The organism is Solimonas variicoloris DSM 15731, assembly GCF_000382285.1.
Lineage (GTDB): Bacteria > Pseudomonadota > Gammaproteobacteria > Nevskiales > Nevskiaceae > Solimonas > Solimonas variicoloris.
The window spans coordinates 1-26478 of the sequence record NZ_KB907942.1 but is presented as its reverse complement, the minus strand read 5'-3'; the positions used below and the strand labels follow the sequence as shown (position 1 = coordinate 26478).

Annotated in this window: 29 protein-coding genes; 10 read left to right on the top strand and 19 right to left on the bottom strand. The window is 70.0% G+C overall.

Features of this window, described 5'->3' with window-relative positions; genetic code table 11:
• Nucleotides 1-8: 8 nt before the first annotated feature.
• From H149_RS0115915 to H149_RS21340, 5 genes are all read right to left on the bottom strand, one after another.
• The gene (locus tag H149_RS0115915) at nt 9-809 is read right to left on the bottom strand and encodes an aspartyl/asparaginyl beta-hydroxylase domain-containing protein (RefSeq protein WP_020650764.1); all 801 of its coding nucleotides are present in this window, start codon (nt 807-809) and stop codon (nt 9-11) included.
• A gap of 145 nt (nt 810-954) precedes the next feature.
• A complete protein-coding gene (locus H149_RS22350) occupies nt 955-1779 on the bottom strand; it encodes a phosphatase PAP2 family protein (protein ID WP_020650763.1) in 825 nt (274 codons plus the stop codon).
• 12 nt (nt 1780-1791) lie between these two features.
• Complete coding sequence (locus tag H149_RS0115905) at nt 1792-3327, bottom strand: ArnT family glycosyltransferase (protein WP_020650762.1); 1536 nt, start codon at nt 3325-3327, stop codon at nt 1792-1794.
• The gene (locus H149_RS0115900; protein WP_020650761.1) at nt 3320-4354 is read right to left on the bottom strand and encodes a glycosyltransferase family 2 protein; all 1035 of its coding nucleotides are present in this window, start codon (nt 4352-4354) and stop codon (nt 3320-3322) included. The genes H149_RS0115905 and H149_RS0115900 overlap by 8 nt, the downstream gene beginning before the upstream one ends.
• Complete coding sequence (locus H149_RS21340) at nt 4335-5276, bottom strand: lysylphosphatidylglycerol synthase domain-containing protein (protein WP_169518365.1); 942 nt, start codon at nt 5274-5276, stop codon at nt 4335-4337. The genes H149_RS0115900 and H149_RS21340 overlap by 20 nt, the downstream gene beginning before the upstream one ends.
• 177 nt (nt 5277-5453) lie before the next feature.
• Here H149_RS21340 and H149_RS0115890 point away from each other — a divergent pair, with 177 nt between their 5' ends.
• Together H149_RS0115890 and H149_RS0115885 are read left to right on the top strand one after the other, a co-directional pair.
• Nucleotides 5454-7592, top strand: a complete 2139-nt coding sequence (locus H149_RS0115890) for a M3 family metallopeptidase (RefSeq protein WP_020650759.1) — start codon at nt 5454-5456, stop codon at nt 7590-7592.
• 106 nt (nt 7593-7698) lie between these two features.
• Nucleotides 7699-8490, top strand: a complete 792-nt coding sequence (locus H149_RS0115885) for an acyl-CoA thioesterase (protein ID WP_020650758.1) — start codon at nt 7699-7701, stop codon at nt 8488-8490.
• Here the strand turns inward: H149_RS0115885 and H149_RS23365 are convergent.
• Nucleotides 8457-8609, bottom strand: coding sequence for a hypothetical protein (locus H149_RS23365; protein ID WP_154654863.1), 153 nt, complete (start codon nt 8607-8609; stop codon nt 8457-8459). The genes H149_RS0115885 and H149_RS23365 overlap by 34 nt on opposite strands.
• Here H149_RS23365 and H149_RS0115880 point away from each other — a divergent pair.
• Nucleotides 8608-9501 (top strand): c-type cytochrome, encoded by an 894-nt coding sequence (locus H149_RS0115880; protein ID WP_020650757.1) that lies wholly within the window; start codon nt 8608-8610, stop codon nt 9499-9501. The two genes, H149_RS23365 and H149_RS0115880, sit on opposite strands and share 2 nt — an antisense overlap.
• Nucleotides 9502-9535: 34 nt before the next feature.
• On the opposite strand, the gene H149_RS0115875 is transcribed toward H149_RS0115880, so the two are convergent.
• Nucleotides 9536-9811 (bottom strand): hypothetical protein, encoded by a 276-nt coding sequence (locus tag H149_RS0115875; RefSeq protein WP_154654862.1) that lies wholly within the window; start codon nt 9809-9811, stop codon nt 9536-9538.
• 176 nt (nt 9812-9987) lie between these two features.
• Between H149_RS0115875 and H149_RS0115870 the strand changes: the two genes are divergently transcribed.
• Together H149_RS0115870 and H149_RS22865 are read left to right on the top strand one after the other, a co-directional pair.
• Nucleotides 9988-10206, top strand: coding sequence for a CsbD family protein (locus tag H149_RS0115870; protein ID WP_020650755.1), 219 nt, complete (start codon nt 9988-9990; stop codon nt 10204-10206).
• Nucleotides 10207-10224: 18 nt separating this feature from the next.
• The gene (locus H149_RS22865; RefSeq protein ID WP_020650754.1) at nt 10225-10389 is read left to right on the top strand and encodes a DUF1328 domain-containing protein; all 165 of its coding nucleotides are present in this window, start codon (nt 10225-10227) and stop codon (nt 10387-10389) included.
• A gap of 87 nt (nt 10390-10476) precedes the next feature.
• On the opposite strand, the gene H149_RS22345 is transcribed toward H149_RS22865, so the two are convergent.
• Nucleotides 10477-11481 carry a hypothetical protein gene (locus tag H149_RS22345; RefSeq protein WP_020650753.1) on the bottom strand — a complete coding sequence of 335 codons (1005 nt, stop codon included), beginning with the start codon at nt 11479-11481 and terminating at the stop codon, nt 10477-10479.
• A 286-nt stretch (nt 11482-11767) separates the two neighbouring features.
• Between H149_RS22345 and dinB the strand changes: the two genes are divergently transcribed.
• Complete coding sequence (dinB, locus tag H149_RS0115855; protein ID WP_020650752.1) at nt 11768-12868, top strand: DNA polymerase IV; 1101 nt, start codon at nt 11768-11770, stop codon at nt 12866-12868.
• Nucleotides 12869-12917: 49 nt separating this feature from the next.
• On the top strand, nt 12918-13883 hold the full coding sequence (rssA, locus tag H149_RS0115850) for a patatin-like phospholipase RssA (protein ID WP_020650751.1): 966 nt from the start codon (nt 12918-12920) through the stop codon (nt 13881-13883).
• A 10-nt stretch (nt 13884-13893) separates the two neighbouring features.
• Here rssA and H149_RS21330 read toward each other — a convergent pair whose 3' ends face one another.
• The 6 genes from H149_RS21330 to H149_RS0115820 all read right to left on the bottom strand — a co-directional run bounded on the left by H149_RS21330 (nt 13894) and on the right by H149_RS0115820 (nt 19846).
• On the bottom strand, nt 13894-14673 hold the full coding sequence (locus H149_RS21330) for a hypothetical protein (protein WP_020650750.1): 780 nt from the start codon (nt 14671-14673) through the stop codon (nt 13894-13896).
• Between the two features lie 61 nt (nt 14674-14734).
• Nucleotides 14735-16669: an OPT family oligopeptide transporter gene (locus tag H149_RS0115840; RefSeq protein ID WP_020650749.1), complete on the bottom strand. Its 1935-nt coding sequence runs from the start codon at nt 16667-16669 to the stop codon at nt 14735-14737.
• A gap of 148 nt (nt 16670-16817) precedes the next feature.
• Entirely contained in the window at nt 16818-17216 is a 399-nt protein-coding gene (locus H149_RS0115835) for an NINE protein (RefSeq protein WP_020650748.1), read from the bottom strand.
• A gap of 17 nt (nt 17217-17233) precedes the next feature.
• Entirely contained in the window at nt 17234-17689 is a 456-nt protein-coding gene (locus H149_RS0115830) for a YybH family protein (protein ID WP_020650747.1), read from the bottom strand.
• 86 nt (nt 17690-17775) lie between these two features.
• Nucleotides 17776-18684, bottom strand: coding sequence for an oxidoreductase (locus H149_RS0115825; RefSeq protein ID WP_020650746.1), 909 nt, complete (start codon nt 18682-18684; stop codon nt 17776-17778).
• A gap of 88 nt (nt 18685-18772) precedes the next feature.
• Nucleotides 18773-19846 (bottom strand): diguanylate cyclase, encoded by a 1074-nt coding sequence (locus H149_RS0115820; protein WP_020650745.1) that lies wholly within the window; start codon nt 19844-19846, stop codon nt 18773-18775.
• 238 nt (nt 19847-20084) lie between these two features.
• On the opposite strand from H149_RS0115820, the gene H149_RS22340 reads away from it, so the two are divergent.
• The 3 genes from H149_RS22340 (at nt 20085) to H149_RS0115805 (ending at nt 22009) form a co-directional block, all read left to right on the top strand.
• Nucleotides 20085-20678: a porin family protein gene (locus H149_RS22340; protein WP_020650744.1), complete on the top strand. Its 594-nt coding sequence runs from the start codon at nt 20085-20087 to the stop codon at nt 20676-20678.
• Between the two features lie 171 nt (nt 20679-20849).
• Nucleotides 20850-21554: an MBL fold metallo-hydrolase gene (locus tag H149_RS0115810; RefSeq protein ID WP_020650743.1), complete on the top strand. Its 705-nt coding sequence runs from the start codon at nt 20850-20852 to the stop codon at nt 21552-21554.
• An 83-nt stretch (nt 21555-21637) separates the two neighbouring features.
• Nucleotides 21638-22009, top strand: coding sequence for a VOC family protein (locus H149_RS0115805; protein ID WP_020650742.1), 372 nt, complete (start codon nt 21638-21640; stop codon nt 22007-22009).
• Between the two features lie 68 nt (nt 22010-22077).
• Here the strand turns inward: H149_RS0115805 and H149_RS0115800 are convergent, their stop codons facing one another.
• From H149_RS0115800 to H149_RS23655, 5 genes are all read right to left on the bottom strand, one after another.
• A complete protein-coding gene (locus H149_RS0115800; protein WP_020650741.1) occupies nt 22078-22746 on the bottom strand; it encodes a glutathione S-transferase in 669 nt (222 codons plus the stop codon).
• Nucleotides 22743-23027, bottom strand: a complete 285-nt coding sequence (locus tag H149_RS0115795) for a hypothetical protein (protein ID WP_020650740.1) — start codon at nt 23025-23027, stop codon at nt 22743-22745. Before H149_RS0115795 ends, H149_RS0115800 begins: the two co-directional genes overlap by 4 nt.
• Before the next feature lie 100 nt (nt 23028-23127).
• Nucleotides 23128-23397, bottom strand: a complete 270-nt coding sequence (locus H149_RS0115790) for a YcgL domain-containing protein (RefSeq protein ID WP_039749214.1) — start codon at nt 23395-23397, stop codon at nt 23128-23130.
• A 43-nt stretch (nt 23398-23440) separates the two neighbouring features.
• Nucleotides 23441-25096, bottom strand: a complete 1656-nt coding sequence (locus tag H149_RS0115785) for an outer membrane protein assembly factor BamB family protein (protein ID WP_020650738.1) — start codon at nt 25094-25096, stop codon at nt 23441-23443.
• 487 nt (nt 25097-25583) lie between these two features.
• Entirely contained in the window at nt 25584-25907 is a 324-nt protein-coding gene (locus H149_RS23655) for a hypothetical protein (RefSeq protein WP_169518364.1), read from the bottom strand.
• Between the last annotated feature and the right edge of the window lie 571 nt (nt 25908-26478).

Here is a 26478-nt window from a genome sequence, read left to right as displayed (position 1 = left end):
CGGCGTCCTTACGGACGCGGCGCGTAGAACGCGCGCTTCCAGTCGCGGTGACGGCGGTTGGCGCGGCGCAGCAGCGGCAGGAAGCGGGCGATGCCGAGGAACAGGCGGTTCAGCGCGTGCCAGGGCTGGCGCAGCGGCCGCGCGAAATCGATGAACAGCACCACGCGCCAGCCGTCGGTGTCGTTCCAGACTTCGTGATTGAAGCTGTCGTCGAAGATCAGCGTCTCGCCCTCGCGCCAGTGGCAGATGCGGTTGCCGACGCGGATCGCGACCCGTTCGGCCGGCTCCGGCACGATCAGGCCCAGGTGGCAGCGCAGGATGCCGTTGTAGGCGCCGCGGTGCGGCGGAATCTTCTTGCCGGGTGCGAGGATCGAGAAGAACGCCGTCAGCACGCCGGGAATCTGCCGCAGCAGCGCCGTCGTCTGCGGGCAGCGCGCCTGGTTTTCGCGGCAGTCGACGCCGGCGGCGAGCAGCCAGTAGGTTTTCCAGCGGTCGTCGCTGGTGATGGTGCGCACCTCGTCGAGGATCTGGTGGAAGGCCGGCAGCTGATCGCGCATCTGCAGCACCTGGTCGAGCTCGGCGCGAATCGCCGGCCAGTGCGCCTCCAGCGTCCGCGTCCACGCGAAGTCGCGCTGGTCGTAGACCGGCGCATCCGGCAAGCGCGAGACGCGGGCGACGAAGTTCTCGAGCCGCGTCTGCGCGCCGATGCCGAGGCGCGCGAACACGCCGCGCGAGGGGCCGAGCGTATGGGCGCGTGTGTTGAGGTCCGCGGAAGGCGGAGCGAAAGCCGCGGGCGGCGTGTCGTTCATGGCGCGGACCGATTCGTTCTTGTCGCGGCATTCTGCCGTCGCCGGCTGGCGCGCGAAAGCGCCGGCCGGGCGTGTCCGCAGCTTGGCGATTCGCGGTGAACCCGGACTGAACTGCCGCGCCCGGAACGGTCGGGCCGGCGCCGCTTCAGTGCGGCTGCGTCGCCGCGCGTGCGCCGTGCATGCGCGCCTGCAGGCGCGGTAGGATCACGTAGTGGAAGAAGCTCAGCGCCAGGCCGAGCACCGCGATCAGCCGCGTCAGGCCGTGCGCTCCCGGGTAGGACGGTACGCGGATGAAGTCGGCGATCGCGCAGCCGGCGAGCGCGAGCACCAGCAGGCGATGGCCGAACGGGCGCAGCCCCCAGCGCCAGCGCTGCATCAGCAGGCCGCCGAGACGCACCGAGACCAGGCCCAGCGCGGCGCCGGCGAGCACGTCGACCGGCCAGTGCACGCCGGCGGCGACCCGGCTCAGGCCGACCAGCAGCGCGGCGCCGAGCAGCAGCACGCGGCCGGTCACGCGCAGCTCGCAGGCGAGCGCGCCGGCGACCACGAAGGCGGTCACCGTGTGCCCGGACGGAAAACTGTCGCGCTTCCACAGCGGGCCGAGATGGCGGAACAGCTCGAGGTCGAGCACTGCCGGCGGACGCGACAGGTGGGCGATCGGCTTGATGCCGTGCGACAGCGCCGTCGCGATCAGCGCGCCGAGCACCGCCAGCCACAGCGCGCGCGGATAGCGCCAGGCGAAGATCAGGAACAGGCTCAGCGCGGTCAGCGAGTCGCCGAGCTGGGTCAGGCGCGACAGCTCGCCGTCGCTGAGCACGCGTGCCGCGTCGTTGATCGCGAAGAAGCCGGCCTCGTAGCCGCCGCCGATCAGCAGCAGCGCGGCCGCGACGGCGAACGCGGCCGCTGTCCACAGCAGCCAGCGCCCGGCGACCAGCGGCGTGTCCTGTGATCGGGAGTCGGTGGTATTCATCGGCTGGAGGACTCAGGAACGGCGTCGTATCAAGAGTACGCCGCCCATTTGAAATTCCATTGACAGTTCGGCTTGCGGAAACTCTTTCTGGAGCGTAGGCAGGCGGTCGGCGCGGATGAAGGCCAGCTCGCCCGGTTGTGGCGCGCGCTGCGGCGTCGGGGCTCCACGATAGACGCTGAAGGTCGGCAGGTACGTTCGGTACATCACCGTCGGCAGGCCGAGCGCGCGGGCCTTGTAGGCGGCGAGCTGCGTCGGCCGCTGGTAGGCCTCGGCGAAGGCCGGCAGCGCCACGCCCCAGAGCAGCGCCGCCTGCACGCCGCCGGCCAGCAGCAGCGCCGCCGGCCAGCGGCGCGGCGCGACGATCAAGGCGACGAGCATCGCCAGCAGCGCGGCGAGCGCCCAGACGCGGTAGGTTGCGCCGAACTGGCCGACCGCCAGTTCGAGCACGCCGCGTTCGTAGGCGCGATGCGCCTGGGCCGCCAGCGCCGGCAGCAGCCACGGCAGCAGGCACAGCACGATGGCCAGCAGCAGCGGCGGCAGCAGCGCGACGCGGCGCCAGCGCACGCGCGCGTGATGGCGGCCGAACAGCACGAACAGCGGCGTGCAGCCGTACAGCAGGTAGTGCGGCAGCTGCGTCGCCGAGGCCGAGAACAGCAGCAGCACGAGCGCGAACCAGACCAGCGCGTAGCGGTCGAACGGCTCGCTCTCGCGCCAGGCGCCGGCGAACGCGGCGCGCAGCACGCCGGTGAACGGCAGCACGATCAGCGGCAGCGTCGCCAGATAGAACCACCAGTGGCCGCCGTGGTTCTGCATCGTCTCGGTGTAGCGGCCGACATTGTGGTCGAGCAGGAAGTGGCGCAGGAAAGCGCCGCCGTCGTGATGGATCGAGGCCAGCACCCACGGCGCGACGATGGCGATCATCAGCAGCCAGCCGCGCGGATCGAGCACCGCGCGCAGCCACAGGCCGAAGCGGCCCTGCCAGACGAAGAACAGCAGCGAGGCGGCGCCGGGAATCGCCAGCGCGACCGGGCCCTTGGCGAGCAGGCCGAGGCCGATCGCCAGGTACACGCGCAGCAGCGTCGCGCGGCGCTGGCGTTCGTACCAGCGGAAGATGTCGAGGCCGGCGGACGCGATCAGCAGGTTGAGCAGCGCATCGGCGGTCGCGGCGTGGCCGATCAGGCTGCTCATCAGGCCGAAGGCGACGGCGCCGGCGGCGACCAGCGCCTCGCCGCGTTCACGTTCGCGCTCGCGGGCGAAGCCGTAGATCAGCCACATCCACAGCGTCGCGCACAGGATCGACGGCAGGCGGAAGGCCAGCTCGGTGCGGCCGAGCAGGTGCACCGAGGCGGCCTGCAGCCAGTAGCTCAGCATCGGCTTGTCGTAGCGCGGCTCGCCGTTGAGCGTGGTGCTGACGTAGTTGCCGCTGTCGATCATCTCCAGCGTCGCTTCGCTGAAGGCGCCTTCGTCGAGATCGAACAGCGGCACCTGCCAAGCGCCGAGCAGGAAGCCGAGCGCGGCGAAGACGACCAGCCAGGCGCGCTCAGGCATGCGGTTCTCTCCAGGCGTCGGAGGCGCGGTCGGCGCTGGCGTGGCGTTCGGCGAGCGGCGTGTGCAGCACGCGCGTCATGATCTCGGCGACGATGCCGGTGGTGATGAACTGTGCCGCGAACATCATCATCAGGATCGCGATCAGCAGCAGCGGACGGCCGCCGATCGACTCGCCGAGCACGAACTTGACGAAGGCCAGATGCAGCATCGCGACCGAGCCGAGCGCGCCGACCACCAGGCCGATCGCGCCGAAGAAGTGTCCGGGGCGCGCCTGGAAGCGCAGGAAGAAGAACGCGGTCAGCAGGTCGAGCAGCACGCGGAAGGTGCGCGACAGGCCGTACTTCGAGCGACCGTGCAGGCGCGGGTGATGGCGCACCGGCGTTTCGGCGATGCGCGAAGGCGCCGTCACCGTCGCCACCCAGACCGGGATCAGGCGGTGCATCTCGCCGTACAGGCGCACCTGGCGGATGACGTCGCGGCGCATCAGCTTGAGGCTGCAGCCGTAGTCGTGCAGGCGCACGCCGGTGACGCGCGCGATCAAGCGGTTGGCGATGCGCGACGGCAGCTTGCGCGACAGCCAGGCGTCCTTGCGGTCGAGGCGCAGGCCGCAGAGCAGGTCGAGATCGCCGGCGACCAGCTCGTCGACCATGCGCGGGATATCGGCCGGATCGTTCTGCAGGTCGCCGTCGAGCGTGGCGATCAGCTCGCCGCGGGCGTGGTCGATGCCGGCCTGCATCGCCGCCGTCTGGCCGCTGTTGCGCGCCAGGCGGATGCGCTTGACGTGCGCGCCGTAGGCGGCGATCGCCTCGCCCATGCGCGCGGCGCTGCGGTCGCTGCTGCCGTCGTCGACGAGCAGCAGCTCCCAGCGGCCGCGATAGTCGGCGAGGCCTTCGTGGATACGCGCGACCAGCGGCAGCACGTTGTCCTCTTCGTTGTAGACCGGCACGACGACCGACAGGCTCGGCGCGCGGCCGGTGGCCGTCGTGCTGGGAGCAGTGGCAATGGTTTCAGTGGGCAGCGGCATCATGGCCTTGCATCAGGACGGGAAGTTCGGGCAGCGCCAGCAGCGCGCCGCCGAGCGCGCTGCCGAGCAGCAGCAGGTGCAGGGTGATCGCGGCGCGCAGCGCGTCGCCGGACAGGCCGTCGCCGAGGCCGACCAGCACGCCGGCCTCGAAGGTGCCGGCGCCGGCCGGCGCGTGCAGCGGCAGCAGCGTGCTGGCGTCGCCGCCGATCGCGCCGAGCAGCGCGACCGCGGCCGGCACGCCGGCGAGCGCGTGCAGCACGGCGGCGAACACCGCGAGCTTGAGCAGCCAGGCCAGCCAGGTCAGCGCCAGATCGCGCAGCAGCGCCGGCACGCCCTGCGGCACCGCGCGCAGCGCGTCGCGCCAGCGCGGCCGCGCGGCCAGGCGCGCGGCCAGCGGCGCGCGCAGCAGATAGAACGCCAGCGGCAGCGCGGCGACGGCGACGGCCATCGCCAGCCAGGCCGGGCCGAGCAGGTGGCGCAGGCGCAGCGCCAGCGCCGCCAGCGCCAGCGCGGCGACGCAGTGCAGATCGAGCACGCGCAGCCAGACCAGCAGGCCGCCGCCGTGTGCCCAGGCGACCTTGAAGCGCCGGCCGAGCATCCACGGCAGCGTGAACTCGCCGAGCCGCGCCGGCAGCAGCAGGTTGGCGGCGTTGTGCAGCCACAGCAGGCGCAGCGTCGTGCCGTAGCTGCCGGCCGGCAGCACGTCGCGCGCGCCGAGATACAGACGCCAGGCGCGCAGCGCGTAGCTCGCCAGCATCGCCGCGACGAAGGCGAGCACGAGTCGCCACGGCAGCGTCGACCAGGCTTCGGACAGGCGGCGCCAGCCGCACAGCCATTCGACGGCGGCGACGTAGAGGGCCGCGATCAGCAGCAAGAGAACGAGCTGGCGGCGGGACGGACGCAGGCGGGGGGCGGCGGGATTCACGGCGCGCGCAATCTAGGGCCGCGCGATGATGCTGTCGCGACAGCGTCATGAAAGCGCCGTGACGGCGCCGTTCTGGTGAAGAATCCGGCTTGTTCCGGCGTGCGTCGCTGTGAAACGATCGCCCGCTGATCCGCACCCCGGGGGCCGCGCAGGCCCCCTGCCGCTTCGGGAGATGACATGAAAACCCCCGCTACACTGGCGCTCGCCGCCGGCCTGCTGTTCGCGTCCGGCGCCTACGCCGCGACCACCGACACCATGACTGCCGACAATCCGTTTGCCCAGCCTAGCACGCTGCCCTACGAGCTGCCCCCCTTCGATCGCATCCACGACGCCGACTTCGCGCCGGCCTTCGCTGCCGGCATGGCCGAGCAGCGCCGCGAGATCGACGCCATCGCCAACAGCCCGGAAGCGCCGGGCTTCGACAACACCATCGTCGCGCTCGAGAAGAGCGGCCGCCTGCTGGCGCGGGTGTCGACGGTGTTCTTCAATCTGACCTCGTCGAACACCAACGACACGCTGGAAAAGCTGCAGGCCGAGTTCGCGCCGCAGCTCGCCGCGCACCGCGACGCGATCTTCCTCAACCCGCGCCTCTACGCGCGCATCCAGGCGCTGTACAACACGCGCCGGCTGCTCGGCCTCGATGCCGAATCGCTGCGCCTGCTCGAGCGCTACCACACCGACTTCGTGCGCGCCGGCGCGCAGCTGAGCGAGGTGCAGAAGGACGAGCTGCGCAAGATCAACGAGGCGCTGTCGAAGCTCGACACCCAGTTCGAGCAGAATCTGCTGAAGGACACCAACGCTTCGGCGGTGGTGGTCGACACGCGCGCCGAGCTCGACGGCCTCAGCGACGAGGAGATCGCCGCCGCGGCCGAAGCCGCCAAGGCGCGCGGCCTCGACGGCAAGTTCGTCATCACGCTGATGAACACCACCGGCCAGCCGCCGCTGACCAGCCTCACCAGCCGCGCGCTGCGCGAGCGCATCTTCAAGGCCTCGATCAGCCGCGGCAACAACGGCAACGACTACGACAACAAGGCGGTGATCGCGCAGATCGTCGCGCTGCGCGCCCGTCGCGCCGCGCTGCTCGGCTACCCGAACCACGCCGCCTACGTGCTCGCCGACGAGACCGCGCGCACCACCGAGGCGGTCAACGGCATGCTCGGGCGCCTGGCGCCGGCGGCGGTCGCCAATGCCCGGCGCGAGATCGCCGACATGCAAAAGCTGATCGACCGGCAGCACGGCGGCTTCGCGCTCGCCGCCTGGGACTGGGCCTATTACGCCGAGAAGGTGCGCAAGGCCCGCTACGACTTCGACGAAGCGCAGATGAAGCCGTATCTGGAAATGGACAGCGTGCTGCAGAACGGCGTGTTCTATGCCGCGCACCGCCTGTACGGCCTCGACTTCAAGGAGCGCAAGGATCTGCCGGTCTACCACCCGGACGTGCGCGTGTTCGAGGTCTTCAACGAGGACGGCTCGCCGCTCGGCCTGTTCCTGCTCGATCCGTTCAAGCGCGACGCCAAGCGCGGCGGCGCGTGGATGAACGAGTTCGTCTCGCAGTCGGCGCTGTTCGGCAGCAAGCCGGTCGTCGTCAACAACCTCAACATCCCGAAGCCTTCGGCCGGCCAGCCGGTGCTGATGACCTTCGACGAGGTCACCACCATGTTCCACGAGTTCGGACACGCGCTGCACGGCCTGTTCTCGAACGTGAAGTACCCGATGTTCGCCGGCACCAGCGTGCCGCGCGACTTCGTCGAATACCCGTCGCAGGTCAACGAAATGTGGGCGACCGACGCCGAAGTGCTGAAGCACTACGCGCGTCACTACAAGACCGGCGCGGCGATGCCCAAGGCGCTGGTCGACAAGGTGCTGGCGACGCAGAAGTTCAACCAGGGCTTCGCGACCACCGAATACCTCGCGGCGGCGCTGCTCGACCAGCGCTGGTACCAGCTGCCGCCGGAGCGCGCCGAGGTCGCCGACGTCAATGCCTTCGAGGCGGCGGCGCTGCACGATGCCGGCGTCGACCTGCCGCAGGTGCCGCCGCGCTATCGCAGCACCTATTTCGCGCACGTGTTCTCGGGCGGCTACGACGCCGGCTACTACGCGTACATCTGGAGCGAAGTGCTCGACGCCGACACCGTGAAATGGTTCGAGGAGAACGGCGGCCTGGTGCGCGCCAACGGCGACCGCTTCCGCGCCGCGCTGCTGTCGCGCGGCGGCAGCGAGGAGGCGATGACGCTGTTCCGCAACTTCCGCGGTCGTGCCCCGGACATCGCGCCGCTGCTCGAACGGCGCGGACTGACGCTGCCGAAGTCGCCGTAATCGGGCTTTCCCGGATCTCGAAAAGGCCGCCCTCGGGCGGCCTTTTTGTCGGGCGCGCGCTTGCTTCACAATCGCGGCATCCCTTTTCAGGCTCCTGGAGATTCCGATGCGGTTTTCTGAAGTCATCGCCGCGATGCGCGGTGAGGGCGGCGACTGGCGCGCGCCCGTTCCGGACAACTGGCTGCAGGGCCGCACCGTGTTCGGCGGCCTGCAGGCGGCGCTCGCCGTGCGTGCGATGCGGGCCCTGCTGCCGGCCGCGGCGCCGTTGCGCACCCTGCAGGCGACCTTCATCGCGCCGGCGCCGGCCGGCGAGCTGCGCGTCGCCGCGCGCGTGCTGCGCAGCGGCAAGTCGGCGACGCATGTCGAGGCCGATCTCTACGACGGCGAGCAGCTGGCCTGCCGCACGCTCGGCATCTTCGGCCTGCCGCGCGAATCGGCGCTGGCGCTGGCGCCGGCGATGCCGGCCGTGCCGCTCGCCGCCGACGCGGCGCGCGAGCTGCCGTACATCGAGGGCGTGACGCCGGCGTTCACGCAGAACGTCGGCTTTCGCTGGGCGCAGGGCGGCTTTCCGTTCTCCGGCGCGCGCGAGCCGCGCACGCAGATTTACGTGCGCCTCAAGGACGCGGCCGAGATCGGCGAGCTGCAGCTGATCGCGCTCGCCGACACGATCCCGAGCCCGGCCCTGTCGATGCTGAAGAAGCCGGCGGCCGCCAGCTCGCTGACCTGGATGCTCGAATTCCTGCATCCGGAATACGAGCGCAGCGCCGACGGCTGGTGGCTGATCGACGCCGAAGTCAGCGCGGCGCACAGCGGTTACCTGAGCCAGACCGCGACCCTCTGGAGCCCGGACCGCCGCGCGATCGCCTACAGCCGGCAGAGCGTCGTCGCCTTCGCCTGAAACTGCGAAGCAGCGCTCGTCGCCGCGCTCGCCGCCGGCGCCGCATGATCGATTTCACGTTCCGGCGCCGCGCGGCTGCGAATAATCCGCGCCTTCGTTTTTCCGGGGTGATTCAACATGTGGAAGAAAATCCTGCGCCGTGCCGGCGCGGTACTGCTCGTCGTGCTCGCGCTGCTCGGCGTGGCGCTGGCGTACGCCGGGTTCCAGGTCGACGCGCGGCTGACGCGCAGCTGGGATGTGGCGGCGATGCCGCTCGCGATCGGCGCCGACGATTCGCGCGCGTCGCGCGGCGCGCATCTGGCCGCCACGCGCGGCTGCAACGACTGCCATGGCGCCGATCTCGGTGGCCGGGTTCTCGTCGACGATCCGACGGCGCGCATCGTCGCGTCGAACCTGACGGCCGGGCAGGGCGGCGTGCTGAGCGCCTACAGCGACGCCGAACTGGCGCGCGCGATCCGCCACGGCCTGCGTCGCGACGGCCGCTCGCTGCTGCTGATGCCGACGGCGGACTACTACCCGTTCGGCGACGAGGACGTCGCGGCGCTGATCGCCTACCTGCGCCAGCTGTCTCCGGTCGATCGCGTGCTCGGCGGCTCGCAATTGCATCTGCCCGCGCGCGTGCTGCTGGCCTATGCCGGCGCGCCGTGGCTGTCGGCGGAGACGATCGATCATGCCGCGCCGCGCGCGGCGGTGCCGGCGGCGGCTGCGAGCGTCGACTACGGCCGCTATGTCGCGTCGACCTGCTTGACCTGTCACGGCGGCCACTTCGCCGGCGGCATCGTCAACGGTCCGCCGGGCACGCCTGCATCGGCCAACCTGACGCCGGCCGGCCGGCTGCGCGACTGGAGTGAAGCGGACTTCCTGACCGTGATGCGCGAGGGGCGTACGCCGGAAGGCCGCGCGCTGCGGCCCGAGGTGATGCCGTGGCCGGCCTTCGCGAAGATGGATGAGACCGAGCTGCGCGCGCTGTGGATGTTCCTGCGCGCGCTGCCGCCGGCGGCGGTGAACTGAAGGCGCGTGCGCCGTCGCCGGCGCGGATGCCGGCTCAGAGGCCGGTCGATGCCGGCCGCATCTGGCTGAAGTCGTTGACGGCGTCCTTGCAGCCGCGGATGAACTCCGGCGTCGCCTTCTGCTCGTCGCAGACCCGCGCGTCGTCGAGCGTGCCGCGCATCGCCCACTGATAACCGTCGTCGTGCGAGCTGCATTCGCCGGCGCACGGCGCGACCGACGCGGGCGGCGCCGAGGCGCAGGCGGCGAGCGCGGCGCAGGCGGCGGCGAGCAGGAAAGAGAGCGTGGCGCGGGAGCGGATCGTCGAGGACATGATCAATGCGGGGGCGATGTCGTCGCAGGCGAGCGAACCGCATTATGAACATTTGTCGACGGATGTCGACGCCGGAGTTCAGGACGAGTTCAGTGCCGTGCGCCGAAGGTAGATCGCGGCGGACACACACGCCGTCACATTCGCCATCACATCGCCATCCGGCGAAAGGAGGCAGCATGAACCGCGATACGCTCAAAGGGCAGTGGAAGCAGCTCAAGGGCCGTGCCAAGGAGACCTGGGGCCAGCTCACCGACGACGAACTGATGCGCATCGAAGGCAGCGCCGAGCGGCTGTCGGGGCTGGTGCAGGAGCGCTACGGCCTGACCCGCGACGAGGCGGAGCGCCAGATCGACCGCTTCCTCGATGCGGCCGACGAGCCGCCGCGCCGGCATTGAACGGCAGGGCCGAGCGCCATGTTGCATTACGCCCTGCTGTTCTTCGTGATCGCGCTGATCGCCGCGTTCCTCGGCTTCTCCGGCATCGCCGCCGGCGCCGCGTCGATCGGCAAGATCCTGTTCCTCGTCTTCCTGGTACTGGCCGTCGGCTCGCTGATCTTCGGCCGTCGCCGTACTTCCTGAAAATGTCCTGACAGCGGAGCGTCCGCGGGGTGCGTGAGCATCCCGCGGACCGCCCCGCGTCGCGCGGGGCACCGCCGCTCGAAGATCCTAGCGACGCTGTCCGAACGGCATCTGCACGCCGGCGCCGAGCAGCACCGAGCCGCGGCGGTCGTCGTCGACGTCCTCGCGCGGAAAGCTGTAGCCGAGCACCCATTCGAGGTACAGGCGTTCGTTCAGCAGCGGGTGGCGCAGCGTGGTCTGCACGCCGTACTCGTGCAGCGGCACGTCGTCGCCGGTCTCGCCGCGCACGAACAGCTCGTAGGCCAGGCCGCTCTTGATCGAGCGCAGCGCCTGGTACAGCGTCCAGGTCGTGCGCCAGCCGAAGCCATGGATCGACTGCGAGAACGTGCCGACGTTGCTCCAGCGCGCCAGGTAGTTCTCGGCGAGGACGTGGCTGTAGTCGACGCCGAGCGTGATGCCGAGATGATCGCTGGTCGTCCAGAACGGCGTCGCGCGCAACTGCAGCAGGTTGCGGTCGTCGGAATACGGCAGGTAGCGCACGCGGCCCTGCACGAAGGCTTCCGGACTGGCGAGCCCGCGCACACCGACGCGGAAGCTGGTCTGCAGCAGGCGGTTGCTCGGCAGGGCGTAGCCGAGCCCGGCGAAGATGCGGTCGTGGTCGCGGACCTGCGGGAAGTTGTTGCGCAGCGCGGTATTGTCGAAGCGGTCGCTGATGAAGGCTTCCTCGTCGTCACGGCCGATGAAGGCCGACAGGCGCTTGTCGAGGTTCGGCAGGTCGACGCGCGCATCGAAGCGCAGGCGCACCTTGTTGCCGTAGAACTGCGAGTAGTTCTCCGCCAGCTCGATGCTGCCGTAGACGCGCCGCGACTCGTGCAGGTAGTAGCGGTCGCCGAACAGGCCGTCGAACCAGGTCGAGGCGCTGCACACCATTTCCTCGACGCGGCGCCGCGCCGTGTCGATCGCCTGTTCCAGCTGCGGCGGGCGCTGATCGCAGAGATGCGTCGGGTCGAGCGCGGTGTCGTCGGCGGCGCGCTCGGCCTTGGGTACGACGCCGCTGGCCGGCACCTCGCCGCGCACGTCGGCTTCGTACACCGTGGGCGCCGGCGGACCGGCCGTGGTGTCCGTGGGCGCCGGCGCCGGCGCGGGTGCTGATGCGGGTGCGGGCGTCGGCCGCGGCCGCGGGCCGGCGCAGGCGCCGAGCGCGCAGGCGAGCAGGCCGAACGCGAGTACGCGCCATGGGCCTGCCGTCGCTGTCCGCTTCACGTCCGTCCGGTGTCGCCGCATCCGTCGATTTCCTGCTGGCCTGTGCGCTGCATACCCTGATGCCGGCGCGATGTCTCGTTCCTGAATCGCAACGATGCGGGCATCATACGCGCGCATGTCCGAGGTTCGTGCCCGCAAGATCATTCACGTCGACATGGACGCTTTCTACGCGTCCGTGGAACAGCGCGACGATCCGGCGCTGCGCGGACGGCCGGTCGTCGTCGCCTGGCGCGGCGCGCGCTCGGTGGTCTGCGCCGCTTCGTACGAGGCACGCGCCTACGGCGTGCGCTCGGCGATGCCGGCGGTGCGCGCCGAGCGCCTGTGCCCACAGGCGGTGTTCGTGGCGCCGGACTTCACGCGCTACCGCAACGTCTCGCGGCAGGTGCGCGAGATCATGCTCGCGCATACCGATCGGGTCGAGCCGCTGTCGCTCGACGAGGCCTATCTCGACGTCACCGACAACAAGCAGCAGCTGGCGTCGGCGACCGAAGTCGCGCAGCGCATCCGCGCCGAGATCCGCGAACGCCTGGCGCTGACCGCGTCGGCGGGCGTCGCGCCGAACAAGTTTCTCGCCAAGATAGCGTCCGACTGGAAAAAGCCCGATGGCCTGTTCGTGGTCCGTCCGCGCGAAGTGCTCGATTTCCTCGCGCCGCTGCCTGTGGCGCGCCTGCCCGGTGTCGGCAAAGTGATGGACGAACGTCTTGCCGCGCTCGGCGTGCGCAGCGTCGCCGAACTGCGCGCGCTGCCGGCCGCGCAGCTCGAAGCGCGCTTCGGCCGCTACGGCCGCCGCCTCGCCGAGCTGGCGCGCGGCATCGACGATCAGCCGGTGCAGCCGGACCGGCCGACGCAATCGGTGTCGGCCGAGGACACCTTCGCCGAGGATCTGCCGCTGGCGGCGCTCGACACGCACGTCGCGCGGCTCGCCGACAAGGCGTGGACGGCGGCGCGCAAGACCGAGCGCGTGGCGCGCACCGTGGTGCTGAAGCTGAAGACGCGCGAGTTCCGCATCCTCACGCGCAGCCTGACGCCGCCGCAGCCGCCGGCGTCGGCGCAGGATCTGCTGGCCTGCGCGCTGCTGCTGCGCGAGCGCATCGCCGAGGATCCGACCGTGGCGCCCGACACGCTGTACCGGCTGGTCGGTGTCGGTCTCGCCAACTTCCACGAGGCCGACGATCCGAAGCTGCAGCCCGACCTGTTCGGCGCGCAAGCCTCGTGAGCGCGGCTTTCTGTTTCAATAGGCTCAGTGTCTTCGCCGGTATCCGCGCATGAAATCCGAACATCAGGTCCCGGTCGTCGGTCTGGCCCTCGGCAGCGGCTCGGCGCGCGGCTGGTCGCACATCGGCATCATTCTCGAACTCGAGGAAATGGGCATTCGTCCGCAGGTCGTCGCCGGCACCTCGGTCGGCGCGCTGGTCGGCGGTGTCTACGTGGCCGGCCAGCTGCGCGAATTCGCCGACTGGGTGCGCAAGCTCAGCGTGCGCGACGTCGTCGGCCTGATGGATTTCACGTTCTCCGGCGGCTTCGTCAAGGGCGAGCGCCTGTTCGGCTTTTTCAACGAGCAGCACGCCAATCCGAACATCGAGGATCTCGCGCAGCGCTTCGTGTCGGTCGCCACCGAGATGAAGAGCGGCCGCGAAATCTGGATCACGCGCGGCCCGGTGTGGGCGGCGGCACGGGCGTCCTGTGCGATTCCCGGCCTGTTCACGCCGGTCAAGCACAACGAGCGCTGGATGCTCGACGGCGGCCTCGTCAATCCGGTGCCGGTCTCGGCCTGTCGCGCGCTCGGCGCCGACGTCGTCATCGCCGTCAATCTCAACACGCAGCTGATCGGCAGCCACATGTCGGCGGCGAGCCGGCTCGAAGCGCAGCGCGAGGCCGGCGAGGAAGAGCGGCGCGACGAGAAGAACCGCAGCTTCTGGCACAAGGTCGTCACCTATCTGCAGAGCAGCAGCGGCGACACGCCGAGCTTCTTCGACGCGGTCGCCTCCAGCGTCAACATCATGCAGGACCGCCTGACGCGCTCGCGCATGGCCGGCGATCCGCCGGAGGTGACGCTGCAGCCGCGGCTCGAGGACTTCGCGCTGATGGACTTTCATCGCGCCGACGAGGCGATCAACGAGGGGCGGCGGCTGGTGCGCGCGCACGAAGCGGAAATTCGCGCGTGGACCGGCGTTGCGGCGGGCGGCGCTGCGGCCGCGGCGCCGGCGGCAGGCGCGTCGCCGCCGGCCTGAGCGCGCCTGGCTAGCGCGCGCCGAGCAGCGCCAGCATCTCGAACAGCGAAATGATGCGGTAAGCGGGCGGGTCGGCGAACACGGCGGCGGACAGCGGCTGGCGCGAGATCGCGCGCAGACGGCCGGCGCCGGCATAGGCCGGATCGCCGAAGCTGCCGGCGTAGCGCAGCGGCAGGCCCGGCAGTCTGGCGAGCGGCAGCCACGGTCCGCCGGTCTGGCGCAGCAGCTCGATCGCCGCCTGCAGCGTGCGCGCGTCGGCGGTGTCGAGGCCGAGGTCCGCGTAGTGCGCGAGGCACAAGCTGCGCGGCTCGCCGCTGTCGAGTTTCTGCGTGTAGACGTCGCAGGCAATGCCGGCGACGCGTTCGCGCGCGCCGGTCTTCGCGTACGGGATTGCAGCCTCGCGCCGCGACTGGCGCAGCAGGGCTTCGGCCTGCGCGCGCTGCTCGGCATCGAGACCGCCGAGCGCCAGCTGCAGCAGCGGCTGCGCCGCCGGATCGGCGGCGCCGTCGATTCCGGCGATCAGCTGCTGCGCCTGTTCGGCGGTGGCCGTCGCCAGGGTCCGCGTCTGCGGGTTGATCTGGGTCAGCGTGCGCGCCGACGGGTCGACGACCACGTAGTGATGGCCCGGCGCGTAGGCGATGTCGATGCGCAGCTTGCCGCCGCCGACGAACAGGCGGCCCTGCGGCGCGTCGTTGCCGGCGTCGACGTAATCGAGCGTGGCGTCGGCCTGTGCCGACGGGGCGAGAGCGGCGCCGAGCAGGGCGGCGGCGAGGAGGGCGCGGAGGTTCATCGCGCGCAGTGTGCCGGGCGTGCCCGCACCGCCGCTGAACGCGGCGGCGCGGGGCGCGGCATCAGAGCCTGGTCCTGGCGGCGGTGCGGTACAGCAGCCAGGCGACGGCGGCGAGCACGACGAGGCCGACCGCCTGGCCGAACTGCAGGCCGGCCGGCAGGGCCAGCACGTCGGCGCGGCCGGAGACGACGATCGGGATCGCGATCAGGATGCCGGTCAGCGCCTCGCCGGTGATCAGGCCCGCCGAGAACAGCGTGCCCGGCCGGTGGATGCGATCCCTGGCGTCGTGATCGTCGATGCGCACGCCGTGCTTGCGCTCGACCAGATGCGCGAGCAGGCCGCCGAGGAAGATCGGCACCATCAGTTCGAGCGGCAGGTAGATGCCGATCGCGGCGCCGAGCACCGGCACGCGGAAGTGCGTGCCGCGCGCCTTGAGGAATTCGTCGAGGGCGATGACCAGCGCGCCGATCACGGCGCCGATCGCGATCATCGTCCACGGCAGCTGGCCGCCGAACAGGCCCTTGGCGACCGAGGCCATCAGCGTCGCCTGCGGGGCGGCGAGCGGATTCGGGTGTTCCGGCGTCGGCGCGCCGATGCCGTAGGCGGCGGCCAGCAGGTTCAGCACCGGCGCCATCACCAGCGCGCACGAGAACGCGCCGATCGCCAGCATCAGCTGCTGCTTCCACGGCGTCGCGCCGACCATGTAGCCGGCCTTGAGGTCCTGCAGATTGTCGCCGCCGACCGCGGCCGCGCAGCAGACCACGGCACCGATCATGATCGCGGCGACGGCGCCGATCGGCGAGCCGCGGCCGAGCAGCAGCAGCAGGACCAGCGAGGCGAACAGGATGGTGGCGATGGTGATGCCGGAGACCGGATTGTTCGACGAGCCGACGAGACCGGCGAGGTAGCCGGACACCGACACGAACAGGAAGCCGGCGACGATCATGATGATCGTCATCGGGATCGCGACCGACCACTGGCCGACGATCTGCTGGTAGAGGAAGGCCAGCGGCAGCACGAACAGCACCAGCGCGACCAGCATCCATTTCATCGGCAGGTCGCGCTCGGTTTCGGCGATGACGGCGCCGCTGCCCTTGCGCGCGGCGGCGAGGCCGGAGCGGATGCCGGAGACCAGCGACTTGCGCAGCGAGAACAGCGTCCAGATGCCGCCGATCAGCATCGTGCCGACGCCGAGGTAGCGGATCTTCGCCGACCAGATCGCGTAGCCGACCGTTTCCGCGTCGGCGCCGGCGATGCGCGCGGCGAGCGCCGGGTCGCTGTCGAGGAAGAAGGCGTGATAGATCGGGATCGCGAACTGCCAGGACAGGATCGAGCCGGACACCACGACGATGCCGACATTGAGGCCGACGATGTAGCCGACGCCGAGCAGCGCCGGCGACAGATTGGTGCCCATGAACGCGAAGTAGCGGCCGAAGAACGTGGCGCCGATCGCGGCGTCCGGGATCGCGCGCAGGCCGGAGGCGGCGGCGAGCTTGACCAGCGCGCCGATCGCGCCGGCGAGCGCGAGGATCCGGATGCCGGGGCCCGGATTCTCGCCGGCCTTCAGCACTTCGGCGGCGGCCTTGCCTTCGGGGAAGGCGAGCGGTTCCTCGACGATCATCGAACGGCGCAGCGGCACCGAGAACAGCACGCCGAGCAGGCCGCCGAGGCCGGCGATCGCCAGCACCCACGAATATTTGAAGTCCTGCCAGTAGCCGAGAATGATCAGCGCCGGGATCGTGAAGATCACGCCGGCGGCGATCGACGAGCCGGCCGAGGCGCCGGTCTGCACGATGTTGTTTTCGAGGATCGAGCCGCCGCCGAGCACGCGCAGCACCGCCATCGACACTACCGCCGCCGGGATCGCCGTCGCGATCGTCAGGCCGGCGAACAGGCCGAGATAGGCGTTGGCGGCGGCGAGGATCATCGCCAGGATCATGGACAGGATGACCGCGCGCAGCGTGAGCTGCGGAACGGCCGGCGCGGGTGCGCTCATTATTTTCACTCCCAATCGGATGCAGTCGGAACGCGGCCGGCAGGCGGCTGCAATGGCGCCGATTGTGTCATGGCTCGCCGCGGTGATGAGGCCTTCGGCGCGCGCCTGGGGGATTTCCCCGCCGCGAATGCGCGAACCGGACGCGCGCTCAGCCGCCGTGCGCGTTGATCTCGTCGACCTGGCCGTTGAGCGTCCAGTAGTCGTAGAGGATGCCGATGCCGAACAGGCCGACGGTGCACAGGTAGATCAGACCGGTGACCCATTTCCCGAGATAGAAGCGGTGGATGCCGAACACGCCGAGGAAAGTCAGCAGCAGCCAGGCGACCGAGTAGTCCTTCGGTCCGCTGCGGTAGCGGATGTCGGCGTCGCGATCCATGCCGGGAATCAGGAACAGGTCGACGATCCAGCCGACGAAGAACAGGCCGAGCGTGAAGAACCAGATCGTGCCGCTGATCTGGCGGCCGTAGTAGAAGCGGTGCGCGCCCATGAAACCGAAGATCCACAGGACGTAGCCGAGCAGCAGGCTATGGCTCTTCGAGTCGTTCATGGCGTTCTCCGTGGTGGTCAGGATTCGGGGCAACGTGCCAGCGCCAGACTCTGGTCGAAGACGATCTTCCAGACGCCGGCAGCTTCGCGGCGCCAGACCGAGCTGAAGCCGCCGATGCGCTTGCCGTCGGGATCATGCACGGGTCCGCGGCTCATGGCGAGCGTGCCGGACGCGAGCACCTCGACCTGCGTCGGCTGCCACGAGAACGGCGCGACCGCTTCGTCGAAGTAGGCTTTCCAGCCGGCCAGCACTGCAGCCTTGCCGCGCAGCGGCTCGCAGCCATTGCCGAAGAAGATGGCGTCGTCGGCGAGGAAGCTGCCGAACGCGGCGAAGTCGCGGTCGGCCATCGTGCGCGCGAACGCGCGCTCGGTGTCGGCGACGTCCTCGCGCGGGCTGCGCGGCTCGCTGGCCGCGACGGCGCAGGACAGCATGCAGAGCGCGGCGGCGAGGCCGGCGCGAAGTGACAGATGCATGACAGACCTCCAAAACGGCAACGGCGCCGAAGGGCGCCGTGGCGCGCACTATAGCCTGTGCGCCGCGGGTCCGCGCAAGGTGCGGCTCAGACGTCCAGGTAGCGCACGCCGGTGGCCTGTTCGGACCACTGCCAGAGACGCGCGCCGAGCGCGGCGTCGTGAGCCTCGGCGCGCGCTGCGACGCGGCCCGGCGCGCCGCGCAGTTCCTTGAAGCCGGACGGGCCGAAATAGTCGCCGCCGCGCACGTCGGCGGCGGTCGCCGCGTACAGCGCCGGCAGGACGCCGGCCGCCGGCGGCTGCGCGAACAGGCGTGTCGACAGGCGCATGAAGAACGAACCGAAGTCCGGATTGGTCGCCGTGTAGCCCGGATGCGCGGCGAGCGCGATCACCGGCGATCCGGCGCGGCGCAGGCGCCGCTCGAGTTCGAACGTGCAGACCAGCGCGGCGAGCTTGCTGGCGCCGTAGGCGTCCATCTCGCGGTACGGCCGCCGCTCGAAATACGGGTCGTCGAGATCGAGGCCCGGCGTCAGGCGGTGGGCGAGACTGCCGGTGCTGACGACGCGCGCCGCCGGCGCCCGGCCGAGCGCGTCGAGCAGCAGGCCGGTCAGCGCGAACGGCGCGAGCTGATTGGTGCCGAGATGGGTTTCGAAGCCGTCGCGCGTGCGGCCCTGCGGCACCATGATTGCCGCCGCGTTGTGGCACAGCAGATCGAGCTGCGGATGCTCGGCGAGCACGCGTGCGGCGAACGCGCGCACCGAGGCGAGATCGGCGAGATCGAGCGGCAGCGCCAGCAGCCGCGCCTGCGGCACGGTGCGGCGGATCGCGGCGATCGTGGCTTCCATGCGCGCGAGATCGCGGCAGCCGGCGATGACCGTCGCGCCGCCGCGCGCCAGTGCGGTCGCGAGCTCGCGGCCGATGCCGCGATTGGCGCCGGTGACGACGGCGATGCGGCCGGCGAGCGGCGGAATGTCGGACGGTGACCAGGAACGCGACATCGGCGGATCCGTAGCGGGGCGCGCACATGCGCGGGCGCATCCTGCGCAGCGGCGGCGACGGCCGCCTCGTGCGAACGGACGGGCCGCCTCAGGCGGCGATCGGCGCGGCGATCGCGCTCGCGCAATTGCGGCCGTGTGTCTTGGCCTGGTACAGCGCGGCGTCGGCGTGGCGCACCCAGGCGCGCGTGTTGTGAGTCGCGCCGTCAACCTCGGCGACGCCGATGCTGACCGTGCAGCTGGCCTTGAGCGTCGCGTCGAAGCTGGTTTCGATGACGCGGTGGCGGATGCGCTCGGCGACCTGCAGCGCGCCCGCGAGCGGCGTGCCGACCAGGATCACCGCGAACTCGTCGCCGCCGTAGCGGCCGGCGACGTCGACGCTGCGGATGCTGTCGCGCACGATCGTGGCGACGCCGCGCACGACCTGATCGCCGGCGGCCGAACCGTAGCGGTCGTTGATGTTCTTGAACAGGTCGATGTCGATCATCAGCAGCGACGCCGTGCCGCCATGGCGGTGCATGCGCTCGAGCTCGGCCTCGACGGCGTCCTCCCAGTGCGAGCGGTTCAGCAGGCCGGTCTGCGCGTCGTGGCGGCTCTGCTCGGCGAGCTGCCGGTTCTGGCGGCGCACCTTGTGCACCAGGCCGTAGGTCGCGGAGCTGACGGCGAGCGGATAGGCCATCAGCAGCGGCAGGCAGCCGACCACGACCATCAGCGGCGTCTGCGGCTCGAACGGGAAGCCGAGCAGCACGCCGGCGATCGCGGCGCAGGTGAACTGCGCCGCGGCGGTGCGCGCGAGGAAGCGCCAGCCGCCGACCGCGAGCTTGTCCATCGACAGCATCGTCGCCAGCAGCACGCTCGGCAGCAGCATGAAATGCATGGTCGCGATCCACACGCCGCCGAGCGCCGAGTCGACGAGCAGATTCTGGAACTCGGCCTGCTGCGGCTGGGCGGCGTGGCGCGAGCGCCAGGCCGCCAGATGCGGCCAGATCAATCCGTGCGCGAGCATGCCGGCCCAGCTCAGCAGTCCGGCGCCGATCTCGTGAAAGGCGGTGGCGACCGCGCAGGCGCCGAGGCCGAGGCCGAGCACGCGCAGCCGGTAGACGCGCTGCGCGAAGCGTCGTTCGTCGGCGTCGGCGTCGCGCGCGTGGGTGGAGGAGTGCGGCATCGCCACAGTGTGCCAGCCCCGATGGCGGTCGCACAGGGGAGCGCGCGCGCCGCGCCGCGCAGTCGATCACAGGCACATCGCATGCTGCATGCATGGCTTCTGCGCCTGTCATGCATCTGTGCGACAAGCGCGGCGACGCGGCGAGTTCAGGGTCGATTCAGAGCCGGCGGGCCAAGGTGATCCGGCGCTTCGCGTGCGGAGCGCGTTTCGTCATTCCGGTTCAAGGAGGAATCTGCCCATGAAGTCGTCCAAGCTGATCTGGCCGCTGCTCGCCCTCGGCGGCGCCGCCGTCGCGCTGCCCGCCGCCGCTCAGGACTACGCGCAGAAGGAGCCTGGCTTTTTCGCCGGGGGCGGCGCGATCTACACGCGTGCCAGGAACGAGTTCTACAGTACCGCGGACTTTCCGAGTGACGACGAGGACTTCGACGACGAGCGCGTGTCGTGGAAGGCGCTCGCCGGCTTCCGCTTAAATCCGGTGCTGTCGATCGAGGGCCAGTACGTCGATTTCGGCGACGCCGAGAGCAATACGGCGCGCGCCGAGGCCGACGGCTGGACAGCGGCGCTGGTCGCCGACCTGCCGCTGCGCTACGTGCAGCCGTATGCCAAGGCCGGCGCGCTGTTCTGGAACACCGACGCGCACGTGCGCGGTGGCCTGAGCGACACGCTGCGTGCGAGCGACGACGGCACCGATTTCTTCTGGGGTCTTGGCCTGCGTGTGCCGCTCGGCGAGGCGGTCGACCTGCGCGCCGAATACGAGCGCTACGATCTCGACGGCGATCACGTCGAGACGCGGATCGACGCGGCGTCGCTGAACCTGCAGTTCAATTTCTGAGGACCGGCTGCGCGCAAACCCGCGCGATCGACCGCAGGTGAGCGGCGCACCCGCGCCGATGGCGATCCGCCGACGCCGACGTCGGCGGATCGCCTATCGTGCGGCGGCGGATGCGGCTGCGATGATCGGTGCCCCTGCCGGCCGTCGCGCCGGTTCCCGCGAGTGCCGTGCATGCTCTTCCGCCAGTTCTTCGATCCGCTTTCCTCGACCTACACCTATCTGCTGGCGTCCGCTCCGGGACGCGAGGCGCTGATCGTCGATCCGGTCAAGGAGCAGGTGCCGCAGTATCTGCAGGCGGTCGAGCAGCTCGACCTGCACCTGGTGCGCGCGATCGACACGCACACGCATGCCGACCACATCACCGGCCTCGGCGATCTGCGCGACGCCAGCGGCTGCGTCACCGTCATGGGTGCGCAGACGCGCGCCGAATGCGTGTCGCAGCGCGTCTGCGACGGCGAGCTGCTGGAAGTCGACGGCCTGCGTCTGCAGGCGCTTTACACCCCCGGCCACACCGACGATTCGTTCAGCTTCGTGCTCGACCCCGGCCGGCCGCGCGCCGTGTTCACCGGCGACGTGCTGCTGATCCGCGGCACCGGCCGCACCGATTTCCAGAACGGCGATCCGCAGCGCTCCTGGGATTCGATCGTCAACCGCCTGTTCCGTCTGCCCGACGAGACGCTGGTCTATCCGGCGCACGACTACAAGGGCTGGACGGTGTCGTCGATCGGTGAGGAGAAGCGCTACAACCCGCGCATCGCCGGCCGCGGCGAGGCCGACTACGTCGCGCTGATGCGCGGGCTCAAGCTCGCCAGCCCGAAGCTGATGGACATAGCCGTGCCGGCCAATCTCGCCTGCGGACAGCCGAAGGCGGCTTGAGCGGCGCGCGGCGGGCGCCCTGCTACGATGGCGCCCGCCGCTGCGGCGGCATCACACGATTAAAGACCACCAGAGGAGCTTCCATGATCGGCTACACCCTGTTCGGCACCAACGATCTCGACCGCGCGGCGGCGTTCTACGACGCCTTGTTCGCCGAACTCGGCGCACGGCGGACGATGCAGACCGAGCGTTTCGTGGCCTGGGGAACCAGCAGGGAGGCGCCCGGTTTCGGCGTCACCAAGCCGTACGACGGCCAGGCGGCGACGGTCGGCAACGGCACGATGATCGGCCTGGCCGCCGATTCGCCGGCGACGGTCGACCGCCTGCATCGCAAGGCGCTCGAACTCGGCGGCCGCGACGAAGGCGCGCCGGGCGATCGCGGCGGCGGCTTCTACGCCGGCTATTTCCGCGACCTCGACGGCAACAAGCTGAACTTCTTCTGCATGAAGGGCTGAAGCCGCGCCGCGGCCGACCGTGCGCGACGGCGTCGCGCATGGTCGGGCCGTACCGGCGGGCCGCTGCCTCAATCGAGCAGCGTGTACGGCCCGCCACGATCCAGCGCGCGCAGATAGGCGGGCCGCGCATGGATGCGTTCGAGGAAGTCGGCGATGTGCGGGCGGTGGTCGCGCAAGCCGCCGCGCGTGGCGGCGGCCTCGCACGGAAAGCTCATCTGGATGTCGGCGGCGCTGAACTTTTTGCCGGCGAACCAGCCGTCGCGGCCGAGCTCGCGGTCGACGTAGGCCAGATGCGTGTCGAGATTCGGTGCGATGAAAGCCTGCTCGACGCCGCGCACGATGAGGCGCGCCACCGGCCGCAGCAGCGCCGGTGTGCGGGGTGCGATGCGCCCGAACACCAGGCGCATCACCAGCAGCGGCATCAGCGAGCCTTCGGCGTAGTGCATCCAGTACAGGTAGCGCAGCCATTCCGGCGAACCGGCTGCCGGCTGCAGACGGCCGTTGCCGTAGCGCGAGAGCAGGTATTCGATGATCGCACCGGTCTCGGCCAGCGTGACCTGACCGTCGGTGATGACCGGCGACTTGCCGAGCGGATGCACGGCGCGCAACGCCGGCGGCGCCAGCAGGGTCTTCGGATCGCGCTGATAGTGCCGCACCTCGTACGGCTGCCCGAGTTCCTCGAGCAGCCACAGCACGCGTTGCGAGCGCGAGTTGTTGAGGTGGTGGACGACGATCACGCCGACGGCAGCCAGTTCCAGAAGTCCGGCTGCGTGTTCAGCCAGTCGTGCGCGGCCTTCTTGGCGTCGTGGTCGAGCTCGTCGATGGTGAAGACCGGGCCCCAGTCGCGCTCGTCGGTCTCGATCTGGAAGCCGGCGGCCAGCGCCTCGCGCTTCAGGAATTCCAGATAGGCGCCGATCTGGCCGTCGTAGGTTTCTTCAGCTTCGCGGGTATCGCCCTCGATCTTCAGCGCGGTGCGCCGGTGCGAGGGCAGGTGGACGATGATCTGGGCGCGCGGCATGCGAGTCTCCTGGCGGACCGGCCGGGCGGAACGATGGCCGGTGACGTCCGCAGTGTTCCGGCAAACGCCGGCCTCCGCAAGTCGCGGCGCGACGCCGTGCTCAGTCGCCGAAGTAGAGCTGCGCCTTGATCTGCGCCTGCGGCGGCATCTGCAGGTAGTAGCCTGTTTCGCGCAGACGTTCGATGACCGTCGCGGCATCGGCGCGCGCGAGCCGGCGCTCCGGCGTCAGCTCCAGCTTCATCACCTCGGTCAGCCGGCCGGTGCGCTGGCGCAGCGCTTCCGGGACGTCGTCGAGGCTGAGATCGGCGCGCAGGTAGAGATACATCTCGTCCTGCTTGGCACAGCGGTAGATGAGACAGGGGGTGCGCATCGGCGCATTGTCCGCGAGCCGCGCGCGCTGCGGCAAGGCGCGGCTACGGCGGCGGCAGGCGCCACACGTAGAGCGCGTTGCCGGGGCCGGCCTGGTGGGCGTTGCGGCTGCCGAAGGTGTCGTAGCCGGAGTTCAGCAACAGGCTGTCGCCGGCGGCGATCGCCCCGACCGAATCGATCGTGCCGCCGTTGCCGGCGCTGCCGTCGACGCCGGTGACCGGCACCGCGCTCGCGTGGCGCCAGCGCTCGGCGCCGTCGCTGGCGCGCAGGGCGAGCAGCTCGCCGTCGAGTGCGCCGGCGAACAGCAGGTCATTGCTCAGGCTCAGCGCCGCCGAATAGATCGACGGGGTCGGCACGCCGTCGGCCGGATGCGTCGGATGCGTTTCCCACAGCAAGGCGCCGCTGGCCGCGTCGAGCGCGTAGATGCCCGGCCGCGCGCCCTCGACCGGCGTGATCTGCGCCTTTTCCAGCCGCTGCCCGATGCTGAGGCCCGAGCTTTTGCGCGTGGTGACGTCGCTGACCGCGACGTAGACGCGCGCCTCGTCGCTGGCCATGCCCCAGTGGATGCCGCCGAGCGTGCCGCCGGCGCCGACGCGGCGCGACCAGTTCGGCGTGCCGCGGTCCGGATCGAGCGAGTAGACGACGCCGTTCTTGGCGCCGGCGATCACCGCGTCGCCGGCGCTCGTGTGCACCAGCATCGGCGGCGCGCCGAAATCGAAGTCCGGCCCGCCCGGACGCACGCAGTCGAAACCGAGCAGCGCGTTGAGTTCGCAGCCGACGTTGAAGGCGTCGCCGGCGGTGGCCTGGAACGTCCACAGCGGCGCGCCGCTGTCGAGATCGAGCGCGAGCACCGCGTCGCTGTTGTCGGTCGTCGGCGGCGTCAGGTTCTGGCCGGTGCCGACGTAGACGCGGCGCCGCGCGAGATCGACGGCCGGCGTGCCCCAGAGGCTGACGCCGTTCGGCGCCATCTTGCCGCTGCCGAACTGGTATCTCGCGTCGGCGGTGGCGTGGTAGGTCCACAGCGTCGTGCCCGTGTACGGGTCGAGCGCCTGCAGCAGACCGTGGCTGCTGCAGCAGGGGCGCAGCAGTTCGACGATCGTCGACAGCACTTCCTTGCTCGATACCGGCACCAGCAGCTTGCCGTCGGCGAGTTGCGGTGCGCCGGTGATCATGTGGTGATCGCGCTCGGTGCCGAGGAAGCGCGACCAGCGCAGGCGGCCGTCGGCAGCGTTCAGCGCGTAGAAGTTGCCGTAGAAGTCGCCGGCCAGGACCAGCGCCGGCCGGTCGCCGTCGGGGGCAACGAAGTAGATCGCCGACGAGCGCACTGCGTTGCTGCCGACCAGCGGCGTGGTTTTGGCCGGAATCTCGTACTCCCAATAGCGGCAGCCGCTGCGCCGGTCGGCGGCGACGATCCGCCGCCCGGCCGAGAAGAACACCGCCTGCTCGGTGACGGCCGGCGTGCCGCGCTTTTCGGTGCTGCCAGCGGCGACGTCGACCCAGGCGAGTTGCAGTGTCGCCACATTGTCCGCGGTGATCGCCGAGGCATAGCGCCGCGTGTTGCGCCGGTCGGCGGCGAAGCCATTGGCGAGCACGGGAGCGGCGACGTCGAGCGCTTCGGTGCAGATCGCGCCCGCCGCCGCCGGCGCAGCGGTCGCCAGCGCCAGCGACAGGAGGGCGAAGGCGAACACGAGCTGGCGCATGCGGGGCTTCCGGCCGGAATGCGGCGCCACGATAGTCAGCGAATGCGTTCGCGCGGCACCGTTCGTCGGTCCGCTCCAGTGTTGCGCGTCCGGGTGACAAGGGCGCGCGCTGATTTCGCACAGCGACATGGACGCGTTCGCGGTCCCGGCGTGTCGACGGGGCTCGACGTGAGATCTATCGAGATGGCATGACGGATCGGCGAGGCTCCGCGACGTCCAGGTTCAGCGGCAGAACTGCCGGAGGCGGGATCATGGCGTAGACGGTCGGACCGTCCGGGAAACAAAGCCGATAACCAGCGTGAGCGAGGCAAAGCTCGTTGCGAACGTGTGGCCTTCCCGGCGCGGATTCCCAGGAAGGCTCTGCCTGCATCGCCGGCCCTCGACGAAGCCGAATGTACGACTGCAACCACCTTCGCACGCCGCGATCAGCGTTTCACTTCACCTGCGGGCTTGCGGGAGGAGTCCATGTACGCGTTGTTGGGCCTGACTATTGCCGAGCAAGCAGCCATGTAACACCCAAAACGACGGCAAGAAAGGCAAAGACGACAGACAGCGCAACAAAGACACGCTTGAAAGAAAAACCCTCTGGTGCAATGTGAGAGCCGTGCTCTGCTGGAAGGATTTTTTCCATGACGAACTCCACCAAAAAATACGACGGTGGAGCAAAAGCGATGAACAGCGCCCATTGAGTTTTGGTTTGAGGAATGGACGGCCAAAACTGAACGAGCAAAAGAGCAGCAACGAAGAGCCAGCCACACGCGAAGACAAGCGAGAGCCGAAACCACCGTATGAATGTGCGCTCAGATACCATGCTTTTGTGGGGGGCAACGCTCAGCTTAAGCGGCGGGCCGGCTTTATGGCCCGTCCGCTTGAAGCTTTGGTTGGGCCAAGCACAGTCCTACGAGTGAAAAGAAAGGTGAGCCAACCGGGAACTGCTACAAGCAATGCGAACAAAGCCCAGAAGACATAAAGGCCGGGCCGCGAAAAGAGAGGAACGTAGGCCTCACCGCTAGCCACTGAGCAGGACCAGCCTGTGAGGTTGAATGCACCGCCGGCGTCAGCGCACCGATCACCCTCAAAGATGGTTGCCCAGAAAACCGCGCTAATGACCGACGCCGCGAAAGCCAGGAGAAATGGAATGAGCTTTCTCATCTGTTCGTTTAGGCCCAGACAGTATGACTTCCGCAGTCAGAGGCGCTGACCTCCGCAAAGGCCGTAACGCGGGTTAGCGAAGCGCCAGAGCCGCAGGAGCGAGTAAGCACTACGCTCATGGATCGGTTTCCTTTAGCGGAGGTCAGCATGGCAAACGATAGCACCGTCTTTGTGGGATTGGACGTTCACAAGGACTCGATCGTGGCGGCCTATTCGGTCGGTTTCGGAGA

Coding starts and splice junctions, on each gene's coding strand:
- H149_RS0115915 (WP_020650764.1), bottom strand. CDS start 809: ATGAACGACACGCCGCCCGCGGCTTTCGCTCCGCCTTCCGCGGACCTC.
- H149_RS22350 (WP_020650763.1), bottom strand. CDS start 1,779: ATGAATACCACCGACTCCCGATCACAGGACACGCCGCTGGTCGCCGGG.
- H149_RS0115905 (WP_020650762.1), bottom strand. CDS start 3,327: ATGCCTGAGCGCGCCTGGCTGGTCGTCTTCGCCGCGCTCGGCTTCCTG.
- H149_RS0115900 (WP_020650761.1), bottom strand. CDS start 4,354: ATGATGCCGCTGCCCACTGAAACCATTGCCACTGCTCCCAGCACGACG.
- H149_RS0115890 (WP_020650759.1), top strand. CDS start 5,454: ATGAAAACCCCCGCTACACTGGCGCTCGCCGCCGGCCTGCTGTTCGCG.
- H149_RS0115885 (WP_020650758.1), top strand. CDS start 7,699: ATGCGGTTTTCTGAAGTCATCGCCGCGATGCGCGGTGAGGGCGGCGAC.
- H149_RS0115880 (WP_020650757.1), top strand. CDS start 8,608: ATGTGGAAGAAAATCCTGCGCCGTGCCGGCGCGGTACTGCTCGTCGTG.
- H149_RS23365 (WP_154654863.1), bottom strand. CDS start 8,609: ATGTTGAATCACCCCGGAAAAACGAAGGCGCGGATTATTCGCAGCCGC.
- H149_RS0115875 (WP_154654862.1), bottom strand. CDS start 9,811: ATGTCCTCGACGATCCGCTCCCGCGCCACGCTCTCTTTCCTGCTCGCC.
- H149_RS0115870 (WP_020650755.1), top strand. CDS start 9,988: ATGAACCGCGATACGCTCAAAGGGCAGTGGAAGCAGCTCAAGGGCCGT.
- H149_RS22865 (WP_020650754.1), top strand. CDS start 10,225: ATGTTGCATTACGCCCTGCTGTTCTTCGTGATCGCGCTGATCGCCGCG.
- dinB (WP_020650752.1), top strand. CDS start 11,768: ATGTCCGAGGTTCGTGCCCGCAAGATCATTCACGTCGACATGGACGCT.
- rssA (WP_020650751.1), top strand. CDS start 12,918: ATGAAATCCGAACATCAGGTCCCGGTCGTCGGTCTGGCCCTCGGCAGC.
- H149_RS21330 (WP_020650750.1), bottom strand. CDS start 14,673: ATGAACCTCCGCGCCCTCCTCGCCGCCGCCCTGCTCGGCGCCGCTCTC.
- H149_RS0115840 (WP_020650749.1), bottom strand. CDS start 16,669: ATGAGCGCACCCGCGCCGGCCGTTCCGCAGCTCACGCTGCGCGCGGTC.
- H149_RS0115835 (WP_020650748.1), bottom strand. CDS start 17,216: ATGAACGACTCGAAGAGCCATAGCCTGCTGCTCGGCTACGTCCTGTGG.
- H149_RS0115830 (WP_020650747.1), bottom strand. CDS start 17,689: ATGCATCTGTCACTTCGCGCCGGCCTCGCCGCCGCGCTCTGCATGCTG.
- H149_RS0115825 (WP_020650746.1), bottom strand. CDS start 18,684: ATGTCGCGTTCCTGGTCACCGTCCGACATTCCGCCGCTCGCCGGCCGC.
- H149_RS0115820 (WP_020650745.1), bottom strand. CDS start 19,846: ATGCCGCACTCCTCCACCCACGCGCGCGACGCCGACGCCGACGAACGA.
- H149_RS22340 (WP_020650744.1), top strand. CDS start 20,085: ATGAAGTCGTCCAAGCTGATCTGGCCGCTGCTCGCCCTCGGCGGCGCC.
- H149_RS0115810 (WP_020650743.1), top strand. CDS start 20,850: ATGCTCTTCCGCCAGTTCTTCGATCCGCTTTCCTCGACCTACACCTAT.
- H149_RS0115805 (WP_020650742.1), top strand. CDS start 21,638: ATGATCGGCTACACCCTGTTCGGCACCAACGATCTCGACCGCGCGGCG.
- H149_RS0115795 (WP_020650740.1), bottom strand. CDS start 23,027: ATGCCGCGCGCCCAGATCATCGTCCACCTGCCCTCGCACCGGCGCACC.
- H149_RS0115790 (WP_039749214.1), bottom strand. CDS start 23,397: ATGCGCACCCCCTGTCTCATCTACCGCTGTGCCAAGCAGGACGAGATG.
- H149_RS0115785 (WP_020650738.1), bottom strand. CDS start 25,096: ATGCGCCAGCTCGTGTTCGCCTTCGCCCTCCTGTCGCTGGCGCTGGCG.
- H149_RS23655 (WP_169518364.1), bottom strand. CDS start 25,907: ATGGTATCTGAGCGCACATTCATACGGTGGTTTCGGCTCTCGCTTGTC.